The organism is Streptomyces sp. NPDC102270 (assembly GCF_044766405.1).
Taxonomy (GTDB): domain Bacteria; phylum Actinomycetota; class Actinomycetes; order Streptomycetales; family Streptomycetaceae; genus Streptomyces.
The window spans coordinates 56,830-73,189 of record NZ_JBIWLX010000002.1 but is presented as its reverse complement, the minus strand read 5'-3'; the positions used below and the strand labels follow the sequence as shown (position 1 = coordinate 73,189).

15 protein-coding genes and 1 riboswitch are annotated in these 16,360 nt (G+C 70.0%); of the genes, 6 read left to right on the top strand and 9 right to left on the bottom strand.

What is annotated here, in order from left to right; all coding sequences use genetic code 11:
- Nucleotides 1-214 precede the first annotated feature (214 nt).
- The 3 genes from ACIRP7_RS03225 to ACIRP7_RS03215 all read left to right on the top strand — a co-directional run bounded on the left by ACIRP7_RS03225 (nt 215) and on the right by ACIRP7_RS03215 (nt 2,150).
- Entirely contained in the window at nt 215-1,030 is an 816-nt protein-coding gene (locus ACIRP7_RS03225; RefSeq protein ID WP_403654215.1) for a hypothetical protein, read from the top strand.
- Nucleotides 1,031-1,098: 68 nt separating this feature from the next.
- Entirely contained in the window at nt 1,099-1,302 is a 204-nt protein-coding gene (locus ACIRP7_RS03220; protein WP_403653203.1) for a type II toxin-antitoxin system Phd/YefM family antitoxin, read from the top strand.
- Between the two features lie 278 nt (nt 1,303-1,580).
- Nucleotides 1,581-2,150, top strand: a complete 570-nt coding sequence (locus ACIRP7_RS03215) for a hypothetical protein (protein ID WP_352388818.1) — start codon at nt 1,581-1,583, stop codon at nt 2,148-2,150.
- Nucleotides 2,151-2,177: 27 nt separating this feature from the next.
- Here ACIRP7_RS03215 and ACIRP7_RS03210 read toward each other — a convergent pair whose 3' ends face one another.
- From ACIRP7_RS03210 to thrC, 7 genes are all read right to left on the bottom strand, one after another.
- Nucleotides 2,178-3,701, bottom strand: a complete 1,524-nt coding sequence (locus ACIRP7_RS03210) for a carboxylesterase/lipase family protein (RefSeq protein WP_403653200.1) — start codon at nt 3,699-3,701, stop codon at nt 2,178-2,180.
- Nucleotides 3,702-3,791: 90 nt separating this feature from the next.
- Nucleotides 3,792-4,925 (bottom strand): NADH:flavin oxidoreductase, encoded by a 1,134-nt coding sequence (locus ACIRP7_RS03205; RefSeq protein ID WP_403653197.1) that lies wholly within the window; start codon nt 4,923-4,925, stop codon nt 3,792-3,794.
- 316 nt (nt 4,926-5,241) lie between these two features.
- Nucleotides 5,242-5,796 (bottom strand): hypothetical protein, encoded by a 555-nt coding sequence (locus ACIRP7_RS03200; protein ID WP_403653194.1) that lies wholly within the window; start codon nt 5,794-5,796, stop codon nt 5,242-5,244.
- A gap of 408 nt (nt 5,797-6,204) precedes the next feature.
- Nucleotides 6,205-7,830: a chaperonin GroEL gene (groL, locus tag ACIRP7_RS03195; protein WP_352388821.1), complete on the bottom strand. Its 1,626-nt coding sequence runs from the start codon at nt 7,828-7,830 to the stop codon at nt 6,205-6,207.
- Nucleotides 7,831-8,540: 710 nt separating this feature from the next.
- Entirely contained in the window at nt 8,541-8,747 is a 207-nt protein-coding gene (locus tag ACIRP7_RS03190) for a cold-shock protein (RefSeq protein ID WP_007382895.1), read from the bottom strand.
- Nucleotides 8,748-9,190: 443 nt separating this feature from the next.
- Entirely contained in the window at nt 9,191-9,466 is a 276-nt protein-coding gene (locus ACIRP7_RS03185) for a MoaD/ThiS family protein (RefSeq protein WP_403653190.1), read from the bottom strand.
- On the bottom strand, nt 9,463-10,743 hold the full coding sequence (thrC, locus tag ACIRP7_RS03180) for a threonine synthase (RefSeq protein ID WP_403653187.1): 1,281 nt from the start codon (nt 10,741-10,743) through the stop codon (nt 9,463-9,465). The genes ACIRP7_RS03185 and thrC overlap by 4 nt, the downstream gene beginning before the upstream one ends.
- Before the next feature lie 17 nt (nt 10,744-10,760).
- Nucleotides 10,761-10,919, bottom strand: a riboswitch (SAM riboswitch).
- Nucleotides 10,920-11,080: 161 nt separating this feature from the next.
- Between thrC and ACIRP7_RS03175 the strand changes: the two genes are divergently transcribed.
- The 3 genes from ACIRP7_RS03175 (at nt 11,081) to otsB (ending at nt 14,770) form a co-directional block, all read left to right on the top strand.
- A complete protein-coding gene (locus tag ACIRP7_RS03175) occupies nt 11,081-12,052 on the top strand; it encodes a glucosyl-3-phosphoglycerate synthase (RefSeq protein ID WP_403653184.1) in 972 nt (323 codons plus the stop codon).
- A gap of 60 nt (nt 12,053-12,112) precedes the next feature.
- Nucleotides 12,113-13,510, top strand: a complete 1,398-nt coding sequence (locus ACIRP7_RS03170) for a trehalose-6-phosphate synthase (RefSeq protein ID WP_403653181.1) — start codon at nt 12,113-12,115, stop codon at nt 13,508-13,510.
- A 420-nt stretch (nt 13,511-13,930) separates the two neighbouring features.
- On the top strand, nt 13,931-14,770 hold the full coding sequence (otsB, locus tag ACIRP7_RS03165) for a trehalose-phosphatase (protein ID WP_403653178.1): 840 nt from the start codon (nt 13,931-13,933) through the stop codon (nt 14,768-14,770).
- A gap of 25 nt (nt 14,771-14,795) precedes the next feature.
- On the opposite strand, the gene ACIRP7_RS03160 is transcribed toward otsB, so the two are convergent.
- Both ACIRP7_RS03160 and ACIRP7_RS03155 read right to left on the bottom strand, forming a co-directional pair.
- Complete coding sequence (locus ACIRP7_RS03160; RefSeq protein WP_352388826.1) at nt 14,796-15,029, bottom strand: DUF3263 domain-containing protein; 234 nt, start codon at nt 15,027-15,029, stop codon at nt 14,796-14,798.
- A gap of 48 nt (nt 15,030-15,077) precedes the next feature.
- Nucleotides 15,078-16,286 (bottom strand): ABC transporter substrate-binding protein, encoded by a 1,209-nt coding sequence (locus tag ACIRP7_RS03155; protein WP_403654212.1) that lies wholly within the window; start codon nt 16,284-16,286, stop codon nt 15,078-15,080.
- Nucleotides 16,287-16,360: the final 74 nt, after the last annotated feature.

Genomic DNA, 16,360 nt, shown 5'->3' with positions numbered 1-16,360 from the left:
GGGCCCCAACCCGCCCACCCACCCCGCTTGTTGACGTGAAGCGACCGGCTTGCCACGCACAGTCACGATCGTCTAGCGTGCCCGCATAACGAACAGCCCCCGTCAGGTGCTAGCAACACCTGCGGGGGCTTGACCAACGAGATCTCAAGGGGATCCCGTGGCTGACGCCAATCTTAGTCCTGCCCTCCTGCCCGCGCACGCATCCCAGCACCCCATGGCGAACCCGGGGTACGGCAAACGCTCCGTCCCGGACCAACGCCCCCGCGCCGCGCACGACTTCGCCCACCTCCCACCTCGCGAAGCCGCCATCGCCGCGTACCTGGACCGCCTCCCCGAGGGCGCCGACATCTCCGTAAAGACGCTGGCCAAGCAGCTGCCATACGGACAGTGCGCCCTCGGCACGGCCCTCAACCGCCTTCAGCGGGCAGGCCACTTGCGCCGGGGGCGCGAACGCCTGGACTCCGCTTCCGGAGGGCATCGCTGGATCACCCGATCGTGGTTCTCCCGTACCGCACGGGAGGATGACTGGTGGGCCGCCTTCACGCGGGGTGACGTACCGCAGGACCCACCGAGCCGCCCGCCCACCCGCTCCCGCGCCCACATCCTCCTCGCCGCGCTGGGCCGCGAGACCCCTTCGCTCTCCCTCTCCGCCGCCGACTGCGCGGCCCTCGCCCCGCTGGTGACGGAGTGGTTCGCCCGGGGGGTGAGCGAGGACGTCGTACGCCACGCCCTGACCAGCGGGCTGCCGACCCCGGTCCACCACCCGGCCGCCCTGCTCCGCCGCCGCCTGACCGACAAAATGCCCCCGGAGCTGCCGCTTCCCCAAGCGCCCCACCGGATCCTGGAGTGCGCGGAGTGCAGAGTGCCCGGGCCTCCGGAGGCCCTGCCGGGGGGCGTCTGCAACGGCTGCCGGGACGGATACGCCCCCGCGCGCCCCACCACACTCCCGTCCGCCCCAGTGGTCCACGCCCGCGCGAACGAGATCCGGGCCGCGATGTCCCAGAAGCGAGAAGAGCGCACGTACGCATGACGGCCTACCCCATCCCGGCTCCGTCGGGGAAGGCAGCGCACACACCCGCCGGTGTGTACAGTTTTCCCATGGACACGTATCCGCTCGTCGAAGCCCGCAACCAGCTCGGCCAACTGGTCGGCCGGGTCCGGCACGGACAGGAGCAGATCCTGATCACCGAGTACGGCAAGCCCGCCGCGGCACTCATCCCGATAAGCGAACTGGAAGAGCTGCAGCGGCTACGTGACGAGGCGGACATCGCCGAGGCGCGCGCTCGTGAGGCCGCTTCGTGACGTAGACGGTGGTGTGGGAGAACCATGCCATGAACGAGTTCCGACGGCTCCGCGTCCTCGATCCGGTAGGTGCCAAGGCGACTGCCATGGCAGTACGTGCCCTCGCCGAGGATCCCCGTCCCGATGCGGCCCGGGCCCTGGGAACTTCCGGCTACTAACGGCTGCACGTCGGAAGTTGGCGCGTGCTGTACCGGCCGGACGGACCCACCGTCACCGTGCATGTGCTGAAGGTCGGACGCAGCAGCTGAAGCCGGCCCCCACGACAACCGGAGCCACCCATGAACCACGCCCAGCTCACCGCCCTGGGCCGCGCCCTCCGTCTCCTCGGCGAGCACGGCGAGTCGCTCTCCGGCGACGCCCCGGACGCCAAGCTGCACGAGGTCAGGACCGACCTCAAGCGGGCCCTGGAGCTGCTGGAGACCACCGTCACCACCGCCGTCCCCACCACCCGCTGCGCCGAGCACCCGAACGGCCCGGTCGACGAGAACGCCCCCGACCTGTGCCTGCTGTGCGAGACCCGGCGCAGAGCGGCCCGCCGCGCCGAGATCAACGGCCCCGCCGCGCGCCCCCGCTCCGCCGAACCCACTCCCTCCCGCTACGGCGTCCGCGAGGACCGCCCCCAGCCCCAGCAGCGCTGGCTGCCGGAGCTGTGGACCGGCCAGGAGTGGCAGCTGTGCGGGACGCCGAGGCGGGACCGGCACGAGGCCGAGCTGTACATCAACGCCCAGCGCCGCGGACCGCGCGCCGCGATGGCGTACCGGCTCGTCCACGAGTTCACCGACTACGAGGTGCTGCGGGTGTGGGGCACCCCGGTGCGGGTCGACATCGAGCCGCTCGGCAATCTCTAGAGCCCGAACGCCCGAGAGCCCGGGAACCTACTTGAGCAGCGGCAGTGCCGCGAAGTCGTACCCCTCCCACAGCCGCCGCGAGACCTCCTCCGGGTACGGCCGCACCTCCGGCGTGGCGTCCAGGACCTGAGTGGCGCGCCCCTCGCCGTCGTACACCGGCCATCCCGGGTCCCCGGTCCGCGCGAAGCCCGTCCACGCCGCCTGGAAGCGCGCGGTCAGTGCCCTCGCCTCGTCCGGCACCCCGGTCCCCGCGAACAGCAGATTCCCGAGGTCCGCATCGTAGGTGCCGAACAGCAGCGGGATGTCCAGGCCGTGACAGGCACCGAGCGCACCGCCGAACGCCGGTGCCGGCCAGGTCAGTTCGTAGAGGTGGGCTCGGCCACCGCCCGCGGTCTGCGCCTCGGCCAGCCGCAGGGAGGGGATGTTGAACAGCCAGTCCGTCTGCACGCGTTCGTGGAGTCCGGTCGGGGTGGCGTCCGGGAATGCCTCGCGGTAGGAGCGCTCGCCGTCCGGGCCCGGCGCGAAGATCCGCAGCGCCGCGGCCGCCTGTTCCTCGGTGATCCGGCCGAGCTGCTCACCGAGGGCGAGGAAGAGCCGGTACTCGTCGCGGTTGTGCCCGACGAGCAGTTCCACGTCCCGCGCCGCCCCCGCCGCCAGCGCCTCCCAGGGGGTCATGGGCAGCACCTCGCCGTCGACGACCGGTGCGAACGGCGTCGCCGTGGGTGCCACCTGCCCCCACCGGTCGTCGTACTCGCGCATCCGCGCGCTCAACCGCTCCCCGGCCGCGGGGAGTTCCCGCGGATCCACGGCGGACAGCGCGGCGGCGGTCGGCGCCAGCCCCGCCTCCTTGCCGATCTCCACGGCTATGTCCCGGGCGAGTTCGGCGGAGAAGTACGTGCCGGGCACGCTCTGTGCGACGGCCCGCCCGAACAGCCCCCGCGCGCTCGGCATCGCCAGCAGCGAGGCCACCGACCCGGCCCCGGCCGACTCCCCGAACACCGTGACCTGCCCGGGGTCCCCGCCGAACGCCGTGATGTTGTCCCGCACCCACTCCAGCGCCGCGACCTGGTCCAGCAGCCCCCGGTTCGCGGGCGCCCCCTCCAGCAGGGCGAATCCCTCGATGCCGAGGCGGTAGTTGAGGGTCACGACGACCAGCTCACCGGCGCGCGCGAGGTGCTGGGCGTCGTAGCCGGGGCTGCCGGAGTGGCCCAGCTTGTAGGCGCCGCCGTGGATCCACACCATCACCGGGCGGCGGGCCGCCGGGTCCGTGCCGGGCGTCCAGACGTTGACCGTCAGCCAGTCGTCGCCGGTGGGCGTCTCCAGCGCCCCCGCGCGCGCCTGGAAGGCGGACTCCTGCGGGGGCGGGGGCCCGAAGTCGTACGCCTCCCGGGTCCCCTCCCAGCCCTGCACGGGCCGTGGCGCCTGGAACCGCGCCTCGCCCACCGGCGGTTCGGCGAACGGGATCCCCCGGAAGACCACCAGTCCGTCCTCGGCCCGCCCGCGCACGGCACCGGCCGCGGTGCGTACCTCGAGACCCTCGGCTGACGTCATCGGTCGAACTCCTCACAGGTCGGGGCTGCTTCGCCTCACTCCAGCCCACGTCCCTTGACCGAGTCAACCAAGCCGGGGAGCCTTGTGCCGTCAGCTCAACGACTTCAGCGCGGACGCGTCGTACGGCTGAAGTTCGTCGAAGCGGCCGGCCAGTACCTTCGTGGCCCACTCGGGGTCCTGGAGCAGTGCCCGGCCGACGGCGACCATGTCGTACTCCTCGCGCTCCAGGGCGTCGAGCAGGTCGTCGATGCCCTTGACCGGGGAGCCCTCGCCCGCGAAGCCGCGGATGAAGTCGCCGTCGAGGCCGACCGAGCCGACGGTGATGGTGGTCCTGCCGGTGAGCTTCTTGGTCCAGCCGGCGAGGTTGAGGTCGGAGCCGTCGAACTCGGGGAGCCAGTAGCGGCGGGTGGAGGCGTGGAAGGCGTCGACACCGGCCGCGGCGAGCGGGGCGAGGATCGCCTCCAGCTCCTCCGGCGTCTCGGCGAGCCGCGCCTTGTAGGCCTCCTGCTTCCACTGCGAGTAGCGGAAGATGATCGGGAACTCCGGCGACACCGTCTCGCGTACTGCTGCGACGATCTCCGCCGCGAACTTCGTACGGGCGACGGGGTCACCGCCGTAGGCGTCGGTGCGGCGGTTGGTGCCCGCCCACAGGAACTGGTCGACGAGGTAGCCGTGGGCGCCGTGGATCTCCACACCGTCGAAGCCGATGCGCTCTGCGGCGGCCGCGGCCTCGGCGAACGCACCGATGACGTCGTCCAGGTCGCGCTGGGTCATCGCCCTGCCGGTGGGCTCGTCGGCGCCGGGACGGATGCCGGAGGGGCCGACCGCGGGGGCGTCGGCGTAGGGCGGCTGGCCCTGCTCACGCACCATGCCGATGTGCCACAGCTGCGGGACGATGGTGCCGCCCGCCGCGTGCACCTGCTCGGCGACCTTCGCCCAGCCCGCCAGCTGCTCCTCACCGTGGAACCGCGGGACGCTGCCGCTGTTGCCGGCCGACTCGTGGCCGATGTAGGTGCCCTCGGTGACGATCAGACCGACCCCGGCTCCCGCCCGGCGGGAGTAGTACGACGCCACGTCGTCACCGGGGACGCCGCCCGGGGAGAACATCCGGGTCATGGGCGCCATCGCGATGCGGTTCGGGACGGTCAGGCCGTTGATGTGGACCGGACGGGAGAGGATCTCGGCGGCCCGGGAGGCGGCCGGAGAGGTGGCGGAGGCGGTCACGTGGAGGTACTCCTCGGTATGTGCATGCGCATGGACAGTACCCAGGAGTCAACCGCCCCGACCGTCGCTTCATTTCCGATCGCCCCTGTGACGCCAGCCATGCTCGACGACTCACACACCTTGACGACTCCACCATGTTGGTGTGCTCAGGAGGGCTGGCGGAGTGCGCTGACCAGTGCGCGCGGGTCGTCGGCTTGGAAGCGGATGGTGTGGGCTTCTTCCGTTGCGCCGAGCGGGCGGGTGAAGGGGGGTGGCCGGTTCTCTCAGCGCCGACGGCTGTACCGATGTTCCGACCGCCGCGGTCTGTGCCGAACCCTCAGCCGCGCTTGCCTGACGGAAGGTCTGTGTCGTCCAAGGCCGCCCGCGCCGCCGACGTGAAGCTGCCGAGACGCTCGGAGACCATGGTCACCTCGACGGCGTGACGCTCAACGAAGTTGACGTTGAGATCCGGAGCGCCCAGGGAGTCGCGCCAAGCGAGAAGGGTCGTATGCATTGAGTGGAGCCCTACGTGAACGCTGTGAGCGGCCTGCTCCACTGAATCGGGTCCCTCGACTGCGAGGCTGGCCCAAGCTGCCTGCACCAGAACCAACTGATCTTGCGCAATCTGGAGCCGCCGATCAGCCTCCGCCACATCTGAGGCATCGCCGATCAGCGCTCGTCCAGCCATCTTCAGAGCGCTGCGGGACTCGTTGGCCGGCGCTAGGAAGGCGCTGTACGCGTCTCGCCGCAGATGTCTGCGCCATTGAGCGTGCTCGACCTTGGCTTGCCCCTCCAACTGCCGCCGAGTCGCGCCGCTGGACATCGCGGACGCCGCAACCGTGCCGATAACGCCCACCGTTGCACCGAGCAACGCCGCAAGTCCCTGATCCATACGGGGGATTATTCACCCAGGCAACCACACAGCGTCACCGGCAGAGCGGGTTCCATGGAGAACTGGCGACACTTGAAAGAGGCTCCCCCTGACGCGGGGGACAACTCCGCAGGACCCTTGCCCACGCACCTGAAACCCCGGCCACGCACGTCAGAAGCCCGCCCCACGAGTGCGGGGCGGGCTTCTTGTGGAGCGCCGGGCAGGCCTTGCACCTGCATCTCCCCGCAGGAAGCGGGGCGTCTTTCCTTGGACCACCAACGCGTAGTCGACCGACGGGAGTTCACGTCGGGCGGCTCGTGATCAAGCATAGCGCAAGAAAAGCCCGGGGGCGGACACCTCCTGTTTCCAGGAAGTGCCGCCCCCGGCAAGGACGTTGATCAACCGTCAGGCCTGGCGGCCAGGGGTCGATCAGAAGTCCATGTCACCGCCCGGCATGCCGCCGCCGGCCGGGGCAGCGCCCGCCTTCTCCGGCTTGTCGGCGATGACGGCCTCGGTGGTGAGGAACAGCGCGGCGATGGAGGCGGCGTTCTGCAGGGCAGAGCGCGTGACCTTCGCCGGGTCGATGATGCCTTCGGCGATCATGTCGACGTACTCACCGGTCGCGGCGTTCAGGCCGTGGCCGACGGGCAGGTTGCGCACCTTCTCGACGATGACGCCACCCTCGAGACCACCGTTGACGGCGATCTGCTTGAGCGGGGCCTCCAGGGCCAGCTTCACGGCGTTGGCGCCGGTCAGCTCGTCACCCTCCAGGTCCAGCTTCTCGAAGACCGAGGAGGCCTGGATGAGGGCCACGCCACCACCGGCGACGATGCCCTCCTCGACGGCCGCCTTCGCGTTGCGAACGGCGTCCTCGATGCGGTGCTTGCGCTCCTTGAGCTCGACCTCGGTCGCGGCACCGGCCTTGATGACGGCGACGCCACCGGCGAGCTTCGCCAGGCGCTCCTGGAGCTTCTCGCGGTCGTAGTCCGAGTCGCTGTTCTCGATCTCGGCGCGGATCTGGTTGACCCGGCCCTGAACCTGCTCGGAGGAGCCGGCACCGTCGACGATGGTGGTCTCGTCCTTGGTGATGACGACCTTGCGGGCGCGGCCCAGGAGGTCGATGGTGGTGTTCTCCAGCTTGAGGCCGACCTCCTCGGAGATGACCTCGCCGCCGGTGAGGATGGCGATGTCGTTCAGCATCGCCTTGCGGCGGTCACCGAAGCCCGGGGCCTTGACGGCGACGGACTTGAAGGTGCCGCGGATCTTGTTGACGACCAGGGTCGACAGGGCCTCGCCCTCGACGTCCTCGGCGATGATCAGCAGCGGCTTGCCCGACTGCATGACCTTCTCCAGGAGCGGGAGCAGGTCCTTGACGGAGCCGATCTTGGAGTTGGCGATGAGGATGTAGGGGTCGTCGAGCGACGCCTCCATCCGCTCCATGTCGGTGGCGAAGTACGCCGAGATGTAGCCCTTGTCGAAGCGCATACCCTCGGTGAGCTCCAGCTCCAGACCGAAGGTCTGGGACTCCTCGACGGTGATGACGCCTTCCTTGCCGACCTTGTCCATCGCCTCGGCGATGAGCTCGCCGATCTGGGTGTCGGCGGCGGAGATGGAGGCCGTGGAGGCGATCTGCTCCTTGGTCTCGACATCCTTGGCCTGCTCGAGCAGGGCGGCGGAGACGGCCTCGACGGCCTTCTCGATACCGCGCTTGAGAGCCATGGGGTTGGCGCCGGCGGCTACGTTGCGCAGGCCTTCCTTGACCAGGGCCTGAGCGAGCACGGTCGCGGTGGTCGTACCGTCACCGGCGACGTCGTCCGTCTTCTTGGCGACTTCCTTGACCAGCTCGGCGCCGATCTTCTCGTACGGGTCCTCGAGCTCGATCTCCTTGGCGATGGAGACACCATCGTTGGTGATCGTGGGGGCGCCCCACTTCTTCTCGAGGACGACGTTGCGGCCCTTGGGGCCGAGCGTCACCTTCACGGCGTCCGCGAGCTGGTTCATGCCGCGCTCGAGGCCGCGCCGCGCCTCCTCGTCGAACGCGATGATCTTGGCCATGTGAAGTGGTCCCTCCAGGACTGGGGGTGATTCCTTCGGACCGCGCCCGCGCCCGCGACGGACGGCTCGCCGGCCTGTGGATCCTTGCCCCACAAGGCCTGCGGGCCTCACCGACCCGGTCCATCTTTGTCACTCTCACCTTCAGAGTGCTAACGCCAATGATTAGCACTCGGCATGGTCGAGTGCAAGCGCCTCTCGCGTATCGGGCCCCCGGGGCGGGGGTGGGTGGGCTGTCCGGGCGGGTCGTCCGGGGGGCGTCAACGGGGCCGGCTTCGGGGTGTCGTGCCTCGTCGCGACTGCGGTCGGGGTGGGACTCGCGGGGTGGGGAGAGGCCGGGCGGGCCGCAAGCCGCGTACGGCGGGCAGGGGACGGGGTGGGGGGGTCCGCCCGCAGCGGCCGGCGTCCGTTACCGGGCATCACTCAAGGGACCGAGCCGCCGGACCGAGGACGGACACCCTCCACCCCGGCACCGACCTGCAACACACCTGCACGCGCTACCCAAGGCCCCACCGGAGCCGCACGGGCCGCCGCAGGCATCCAGGGGCGCGGGGAACTGCGCACCACACTCGCCCCCACCGGACCCGCAGACAAACACTGCTCAACCGCCGGAGGTACACGCATGCCGAAGGGCCCGTACCCATGACTCCCCATGGGGTACGAGCCCTCCGAAGAAGAACGAAGAACGACGCTGTTGTTACCCGGCGCGTGCTTCAGCCAGTCGCGAGACGGACCATGTCCGCCTGCGGCCCCTTCTGACCTTGCGAGATCTCGAACTCGACCCGCTGGCCCTCTTCAAGGGTGCGGTAGCCGTCCATCTGAATCGCGCTGTAGTGGACGAATACATCCGCACCACCGTCGACCGCGATGAAGCCGTACCCCTTCTCCGCGTTGAACCACTTGACGGTGCCCTGAGCCATGCCTAACTCCCCTATTACTGGCCCTTGCACGGATCCACACTTCATGGATCCGGGTCAGACCTCACCCCCCACATGGTTGGGGGCGTGCGCCGGAACGCGTCGACCGCGGCTGAATGTATCTGTCCAACTGCCGTCTGCAACAGGTCAATCGGACGAGAATTCTGGACGGAAGGGGTCCGGAATGTAGTGAGAATTCACCCGAATTCGGGGCAAGTCGGGCCCCATAAAAGGAGCATAAGACGCAAAGAACCCACACATTTTGGCTACTTCTCGTCGCATCCGAAGTCGGAACTCATATGCGTCCGGCATGAAGGAAGTAGCAGGTTCCCCAACTGTACCGTGCTCAACCATAGAGAATTGCCCCCTCCGCTTCTCTCGCGGAGAGGGCAATCGGATGAACACTCGGTAATTTCTGTTACCGAAGGTAATGACCAGTCATACGGTCACCCGCCGGCGACCGCCGGGATGATGGAGACACCGGCCCCGTCGGGCGTCACCGTCTCCAGCCCCTGCTCGAACCGCACATCGTCGTCGTTGACGTACACATTCACGAACCGCCGCAGCTTGCCCTGGTCGTCGAGAACACGCGCCGCGATACCGGTGTGGTTCTTCTCCAGATCGGCGATGACCTCGGCGAGGGTCCCACCCTCGGCCTGCACCTCGGCCTTGCCGCCGGTGTAGGTGCGCAGGATGGTGGGGATGCGGACGTTGACGCTCATGCGAGGCCAGCCTCTCGGAAAGAGTCCAGATTCGGACGGATCGTGGCGGTGAGCCCGGTACCGGCCACCGCGTCCAGGGTCTTGAGACCGTCGCCGGTGTTCAGCACCACCGTGGTCTTCGTCGGGTCGAGGACGCCGTTCGCGATCAGCTTGCGGGTCACACCCACCGTCACGCCACCCGCGGTCTCCGCGAAGATCCCCTCGGTCCGCGCCAGCAGCTTGATCGCGTCGACGATCTGCTCGTCGTTCACGTCCTCCACCGCACCGCCGGTACGACGCGCGATGTCCAGCACGTACGGACCGTCCGCGGGGTTGCCGATGGCCAGCGACTTGGCGATGGTGTCCGGCTTCTGGGGGCGGACCACGTCGTGCCCGGCCTTGTACGCCACCGACACCGGCGAGCACCCCTCGGCCTGCGCGCCGAAGATCTTGTACGGCCTGTCCTCGACGAGCCCCAGCTTGATCAGCTCCTGCAGACCCTTGTCGATCTTCGTGAGCTGCGAGCCGGAGGCGATCGGCACGACCAGCTGGTCGGGGAGCTTCCAGCCCAGCTGCTCGCAGATCTCGTACGCCAGGGTCTTGGAGCCCTCCGCGTAGTACGGCCGCAGGTTGACGTTGACGAAGCCCCAGCCCTCGCCGGCCGGGTCGCCGATCAGCTCGGAGCAGAAGCGGTTCACGTCGTCGTAGTTGCCCTCGATGCCGACGAGCTCGCCGCCGTAGATCGCGGCCATGACGACCTTGCCCTGCTCCAGGTCGTGCGGGATGAACACGCAGGAGCGGAAGCCGGCCCGGGCCGCGGCGGCACCCACGGCGCCGGCCAGGTTACCGGTGGAGGAGCAGGAGAGGGTGGTGAAGCCGAAGGCGCGGGCGGCCTCGATGGCCTGCGCGACGACGCGGTCCTTGAAGGAGTGCGTCGGGTTGCCGGAGTCGTCCTTGATGTACAGGCCGCCGGTCACGCCGAGCTCGCGGGCGAGGTTGTCGGCCTTGACGAGGTGGGTCCAGCCGGGGTTGATGTTGGGCTTGTCGGCCACGTCCGCGGGGACGGGCAGCAGCGGGGCGTAGCGCCAGATGTTCGAAGGTCCCGCCTCGATGCGCTTGCGGAGCTCCTCGGTTTCGTAGGCCGAGAAGTCGTACGCGATCTCGAGCGGGCCGAAACACTCCTCGCAGGCGAAGACCGGGCCGAGCGGGACGCGGTGGCCGCATTCGCGGCAGCTCAGTGCCGCGGCGGGACCCAGATCGACGGAGTTCGTGGTGCTTGCAACAGTCTGCGCAGCCATGGAGGCGAGGCCCTTTCTCCTCATCTTCCTCACGACGCACTTCGCCGTGAGACGGATTTGGCACCTTCCCGAGTCGGGAGCCTCGCGGAGACGATCGTCAGCGATCGCTACGAGAACCGACTGGAGGGTTGCCGGGGCTTCATCGGGCCGTATCCCTCTGCCCCTCTGGATGAGCGGTATGAAGTTGTTAACGGCGGCCACCCAGGACATGCGATGGTCATCCGCGTTGTTCAAGACTGTAACCGAAGACCAGGACAGTTGAGAGAGACGTCCGAACCGCGAGATGACCTACCCAACAGCCGCTTCCAGCGGCGGGCACGCTAAGGAGCCGCGCACTGTGCTGAACGAAGTCGAGCGCTGGCTGGCCACCAGGTCCTGGTCCGCGACTGATCGCCCGCTCCACCGGATCATGGCCGCGAAGCGGAGTTCGGGACAGACCGTCAGTGTCGTCCTGCCCGCGCTCAACGAGGAGGAGACGGTCGGTGACATCGTCGCCGTGATCCGTCATGACCTCATGCAACAGGTCCCGCTAGTCGACGAGATCGTCGTCGTCGACTCGGGATCGACCGACCGCACGTCCGAGGTCGCGGCCGCGGCCGGCGCGCGGGTCGTCCACCGCGACGACATCCTCCCGCGCATGCCCGCCGTGCCCGGCAAGGGCGAGGTCCTGTGGCGCTCCCTGCTGGTCACCAGCGGGGACATCGTCTGCTTCATCGACGCCGACCTGAAGGAGTTCTCCTCGGACTTCGTCTCCGGCATCGTCGGCCCGCTGCTCACCGATCCCGGGGTCGACCTGGTCAAGGGCATGTACGACCGTCCCCTGGGCACTGAGTTGGATTCGCTCGCCTCCGGCAAGACCGCCGGGCAGGGCGGCCGGGTCACCGAGCTCATGGCGCGCCCGCTGCTGAACATGCACTGGCCGCAGCTGGCCGGTTTCGTGCAGCCGCTGGGCGGCGAGTACGCGGCCCGGCGCTCGTTGCTGGAGCAGCTTCCGTTCCCCGTGGGCTACGGCATCGAGCTGGGCATGCTGGTCGACGCCCTGCACCTGGTCGGTCTTGACGCCCTCGCCCAGGTCGACGTCGGGGTGCGCAAGCACCGCCACCAGGACGGCCAGGCCCTGGGCCGGATGTCCGCAGCGATCTACCGCACCGCCCAGCTGAGGCTGGCCCGCGGCCATATGATCCGGCCCGCCCTCACCCAGTTCGAGCGGGGCCGGGACGGCTTCGAGCCGCGGACGTACTCCGTGGACACCGAGGAGCGGCCGCCGATGGTGGAGATCGCGGAGTACGCGGAGCGGAAGGTCGCGTAAGTGCGCGGAAGTGCGCAACCGCACGTTTGAGCGTTTGGGGGCCGGGCTAGGTTGAGGCGTATGGCGTCAACCAACAGTGCTGCTCAGGTGCTGGTCGCGTCCAACCGCGGCCCGGTCTCGTACGAAGTGCGCGAGGACGGCTCGCTGCATGCCAAACGCGGTGGCGGCGGGCTGGTCTCGGGCCTGTCGGCGATCGGCTCCGACGCGGGCTCCCTGTGGGTGTGCTCGGCGCTCGGCGACGGCGACCGCGAGGCGGTCCGGCGGGGGGTCGGCGAGGCGGGGGTCCGCATGCTCGACATCCCGGCCGACGTGCACGCCGACGCGTACAACGGCATCGCCAACTCGGTGTTGTGGTTCGTCCACCACCTGCTGTATCAGACCCCGCTGGAGCCGTCCTTCGACGCGGAGTTCCGGCGGCAGTGGGCGTCGTACGAGACGTACAACCGCGCGTTCGCCGAGGCGCTGGCGGAGGAGGCGGCCGAAGGGGCGGCGGTCCTGGTCCAGGACTACCACCTGTGCCTGGTGCCGGGCATGCTCCGTGAACTCCGCCCCGACCTGCGCATCGCCCACTTCTCACACACGCCGTGGGCGCCGGTGGACTACTTCCGGATGCTGCCCGACGACATCGCGGGCCGGCTCCTGCGCGGCATGCTGGGCGCCGACCGGCTCGGCTTCCTCACCCGGCGTTGGGCGGACGCGTTCACGGCCTGCTGTACGGAGCTCGCGGACGGGCTCGGCGAGACCCGGATCGGGGTGCACGGGCTGGGCGCGGACGCGGACTTCCTGCGCGCCCGTTCCCACGAGGCCGACGTCGAGGAACGCATCGTCGGACTGCGCGAGGAGATCGGCGCGGGCCGGAAGACGATCGTGCGGGTGGACCGGACCGAACTGTCCAAGAACATCGTGCGCGGGCTGCGGGCCTACCGGCGGCTGCTGGAGTCGCGGCCGGAGTGGCGGGAGCGGGTCGTGCACGTGGCGTTCGCGTATCCGTCGCGGCAGGACCTGGCGGTGTACCGGGACTACACGGCCGAGGTGCAGCGGGTGGCCGAGGAGATCAACGACACGTTCGGCACACCGGGCTGGACGCCGGTCCTGCTGAATCTGAAGGACGACTTCGCGCGCTCCCTCGCGGCGTACCGGCTGGCCGACGTGGCGCTGGTCAACCCCATCCGGGACGGCATGAACCTGGTCGCGAAGGAGGTGCCGGTGGTGTCCGACGAGGGGTGCGCGCTGGTGCTGTCGCGGGAGGCCGGGGCGTACGAGGAGTTGGGTGACGACGCGATCGTGGTGAACCCGTACGACGTGGAGCAGACGGCGGCGGCCCTGCACGAGGCCCTGACGATGCCGGCCCACGAACGGGTGGAACGCGCGAAGAGGCTCACCGCGGCGGCTACGGCACTCCCGCCGGCCCAGTGGTTCCTGGACCAGCTGAACGCCCTGAAGGCGGTGGATGGGTGAGCAGCGTGGGCGACCGCCCCCGGTGAGCGCTCGGCCGTAGGGCGCACCTGGCGCCGAGGCCGGGGACCCCGGCGAGCGACTGCGCAGGTCAGCCGCCTGACCGCCTGACCGACCGACGCCTAACCAACTGACTGACCGACCACCTGACCGGCCGACCACCTGGCAGCCCGACCGACCGACGCCCAACCGACTGACCGGCCGACCAACTGGCCAGCTGACCGGCCGATCGCCTGATCGTCTGACCAACCGACCAACCGACTGCGGACCGGCCGACCGGCTGACCGCGGGCCGGCTGGTCGGCTGGCCGCCTGGCCACCTGACCGACTCGACCGCCTGGCCGACTGTCGCAACCGATCGCCCCGACCCACCGATGCCGTGACTGCCCAGACTGCCGAACCCCACCCCGCGGAAAGGGACCCCATGAGCCACACCGACCCCGGTGCCCTGCCGAGCCCGGTGACGTCTGCCGGGCGGGACGGCCTGCGGGCGCTTCTCGCGGAGCCGCGGCGGGCGGTGATCGGGCTCGACTTCGACGGGACGCTGGCGCCGATCGTGGCGGATCCGGAGCAGGCGCGGGCGCACCCCGAGGCGGTGGCCGTCCTCGCCGCCCTGGCGCCGAAGGTGGCCTCCGTCGCGGTGATCACCGGCCGCCCGGCCGAGATCGCGGTCCGCTACGGCGGCTTCGCGGGCGTGCCCGGCCTGGAGCACCTGACCGTCCTGGGCCACTACGGAGCGGAACGCTGGGACGCGGCGACGGGCGAGGTCACGGCGCCCGAGCCGCATCCCGGCGTGGCCGCGGTCCGTGCCGAGCTGCCGGAGCTCCTCGACGGGACCGGCGCCTGGGTCGAGGAGAAGGGCGGCCGGGCGGTGGCCGTGCACACCCGCCGCGCCCCGGACCCGCAGGCCGCGTTCGACGCCCTCCGCACCCCTCTCGGCGACCTGGCCGCCCATCACGGCCTGATCGTCGAGCCGGGCCGACTGGTCCTGGAACTGCGCCCCCCGGGCATGGACAAGGGCGTGGCCCTGCTGACCCACGTCCGCGACCTGTCCGCCGGCTCCGCCCTCTACGCCGGCGACGACCTGGGCGACCTGCCCGCCTTCGCCGCGGTCGATCAACTCCGCGGGGCCGGCACCCCCGGCCTGCTGGTGTGCAGCGGCAGCGACGAGGTGGCGGAACTGCGCAAGCGGGCGGACCTGGTGGTGGACGGCCCGGCCGGTGTGGTGGGCCTGCTGCGGGGCCTGGCGGAACGGCTCGCCTGACCCGCAGCCGACGTTCAGCCGGCCCTCAGCGCTCCGCCCGCCGGGCCTCCCGCACCCGCCGCAGCCGGTTCACCGTCACCGGGTCGAACACGAGCGCGCGTTCGTCGTCCAGCAGGGCGTTGAGCAGCTGGTAGTAGCGGACCGGCGCCAGGCCGAGTTCCTCGCGTATGGCCCGCTCCTTGGCGCCGGGCCCGGCGAAGGAGCGGCGCTCCAGCGCGAGGATGTCCCGCTCCCGGCGGTCGAGTTCCGCATGCTCCATGCCCCCGACCGTAACGTCCGCCACGGACAGACAGCGCCTACCCGGTGCCTACTCGGCGTTCCGCGCGGTCAGCTGCAACGCGCGCAGTACCTCCGTGGGGTTCCCGTCGGAGCTCACCGCCGAGCCGATCCGCCGTTTCACGGCCGCGCTGACCGAGGCCCAGGACGTCTTGCCCACCGGAGGCAGCTCCGCGGAGGGCAGCGCGTCGAGGAAGGGCTTGAGGTCGGCGTCCCGGGAGGCCCTGCTCATGACCTCGGAGGCGGAGTTGGTCACCGGCAGCAGGTCGTACTCCCGGGAGAAGGCGAGCACGTTCTTCTCGCTGTAGACGAAGTCGAGGAAGTCGCCCACCTGCTCGGCGTGCCCGTTCTGCTTGAAGGCCATCATCCAGTCGGCGACCCCCATGGAGTTCTTGGTCGGCCGGTCGGCGCCGGGCATGGGCACCATCCCGAACTTCACCCCCTTGTCGGCGGCGATCTTCATCAGCGAGGGGTGCCCGTTGAGCATCCCGACGTCCCCGGCGGCGAACGCCGAGAACGCGGCGGCCCGGTTCAGGTTCTCGGGTGCCACCGGACCGGTCAGTCCCTTGCCGACGAGGTCGTCCTTGAGCCAGGTCAGCGTCGCGATGTTCTCGTCGGAGTCGATGCCGTACGTGCCGACGTCGTCGACGTACCCGCCGCCCCCGCTCAGCAGCCACTGCATGGTCTCGGCCTGCGCCTCCTCGGGGCCGAGCGGCAGCGCGTACGGGTATTTCACCCCGTCCGCCTTGAGCGCCTCGGCGTCGGCGGCCAGCTGCTTCCACGTCTTCGGCGGGGTGAGCCCGGCGTCGGCGAAGAGGGTCTTGTTGTAGAAGAGCAGCCGGGTCGACGCGGCGAACGGCATTCCGTACTGCATCCCGTTGATCCGTCCCGCGGAGCCGAGCTGGGCGACGAAGTCGGCCTGCTCCCGGATCCCGATCAGGTCGTCGGCCTTGTAGAGCAGCCCCTTGTCCGCGTAGTCGGCGTACGCGCCGATCTGCGCCATGTCGGGCGCCTTCCCGGCGTCGACCAGCTCCTTGACCTTGCGGTCGACATCGGTCCAGGAGTACACGCTGACGTCGATCTTCACGCCGGAGTGCCGGGCCTCGTACTCCTTGACGAGCTCGTCCCAGTACTTCTGGGAGCTGTTGGCCGAGCTGTCGCCGTAGTCGGCGGCGACCAGCTTCAGCGTCACCTCGTCCGATCCTTCGCCCATCCCGCAGCCACCGAGGACCGCCGTCATACCCAGTGCGGACACTGCCGCGATCGTTCCCGTCCTACGCCGCCGCACCGACAACCGCCCCTTACTCACGTTCG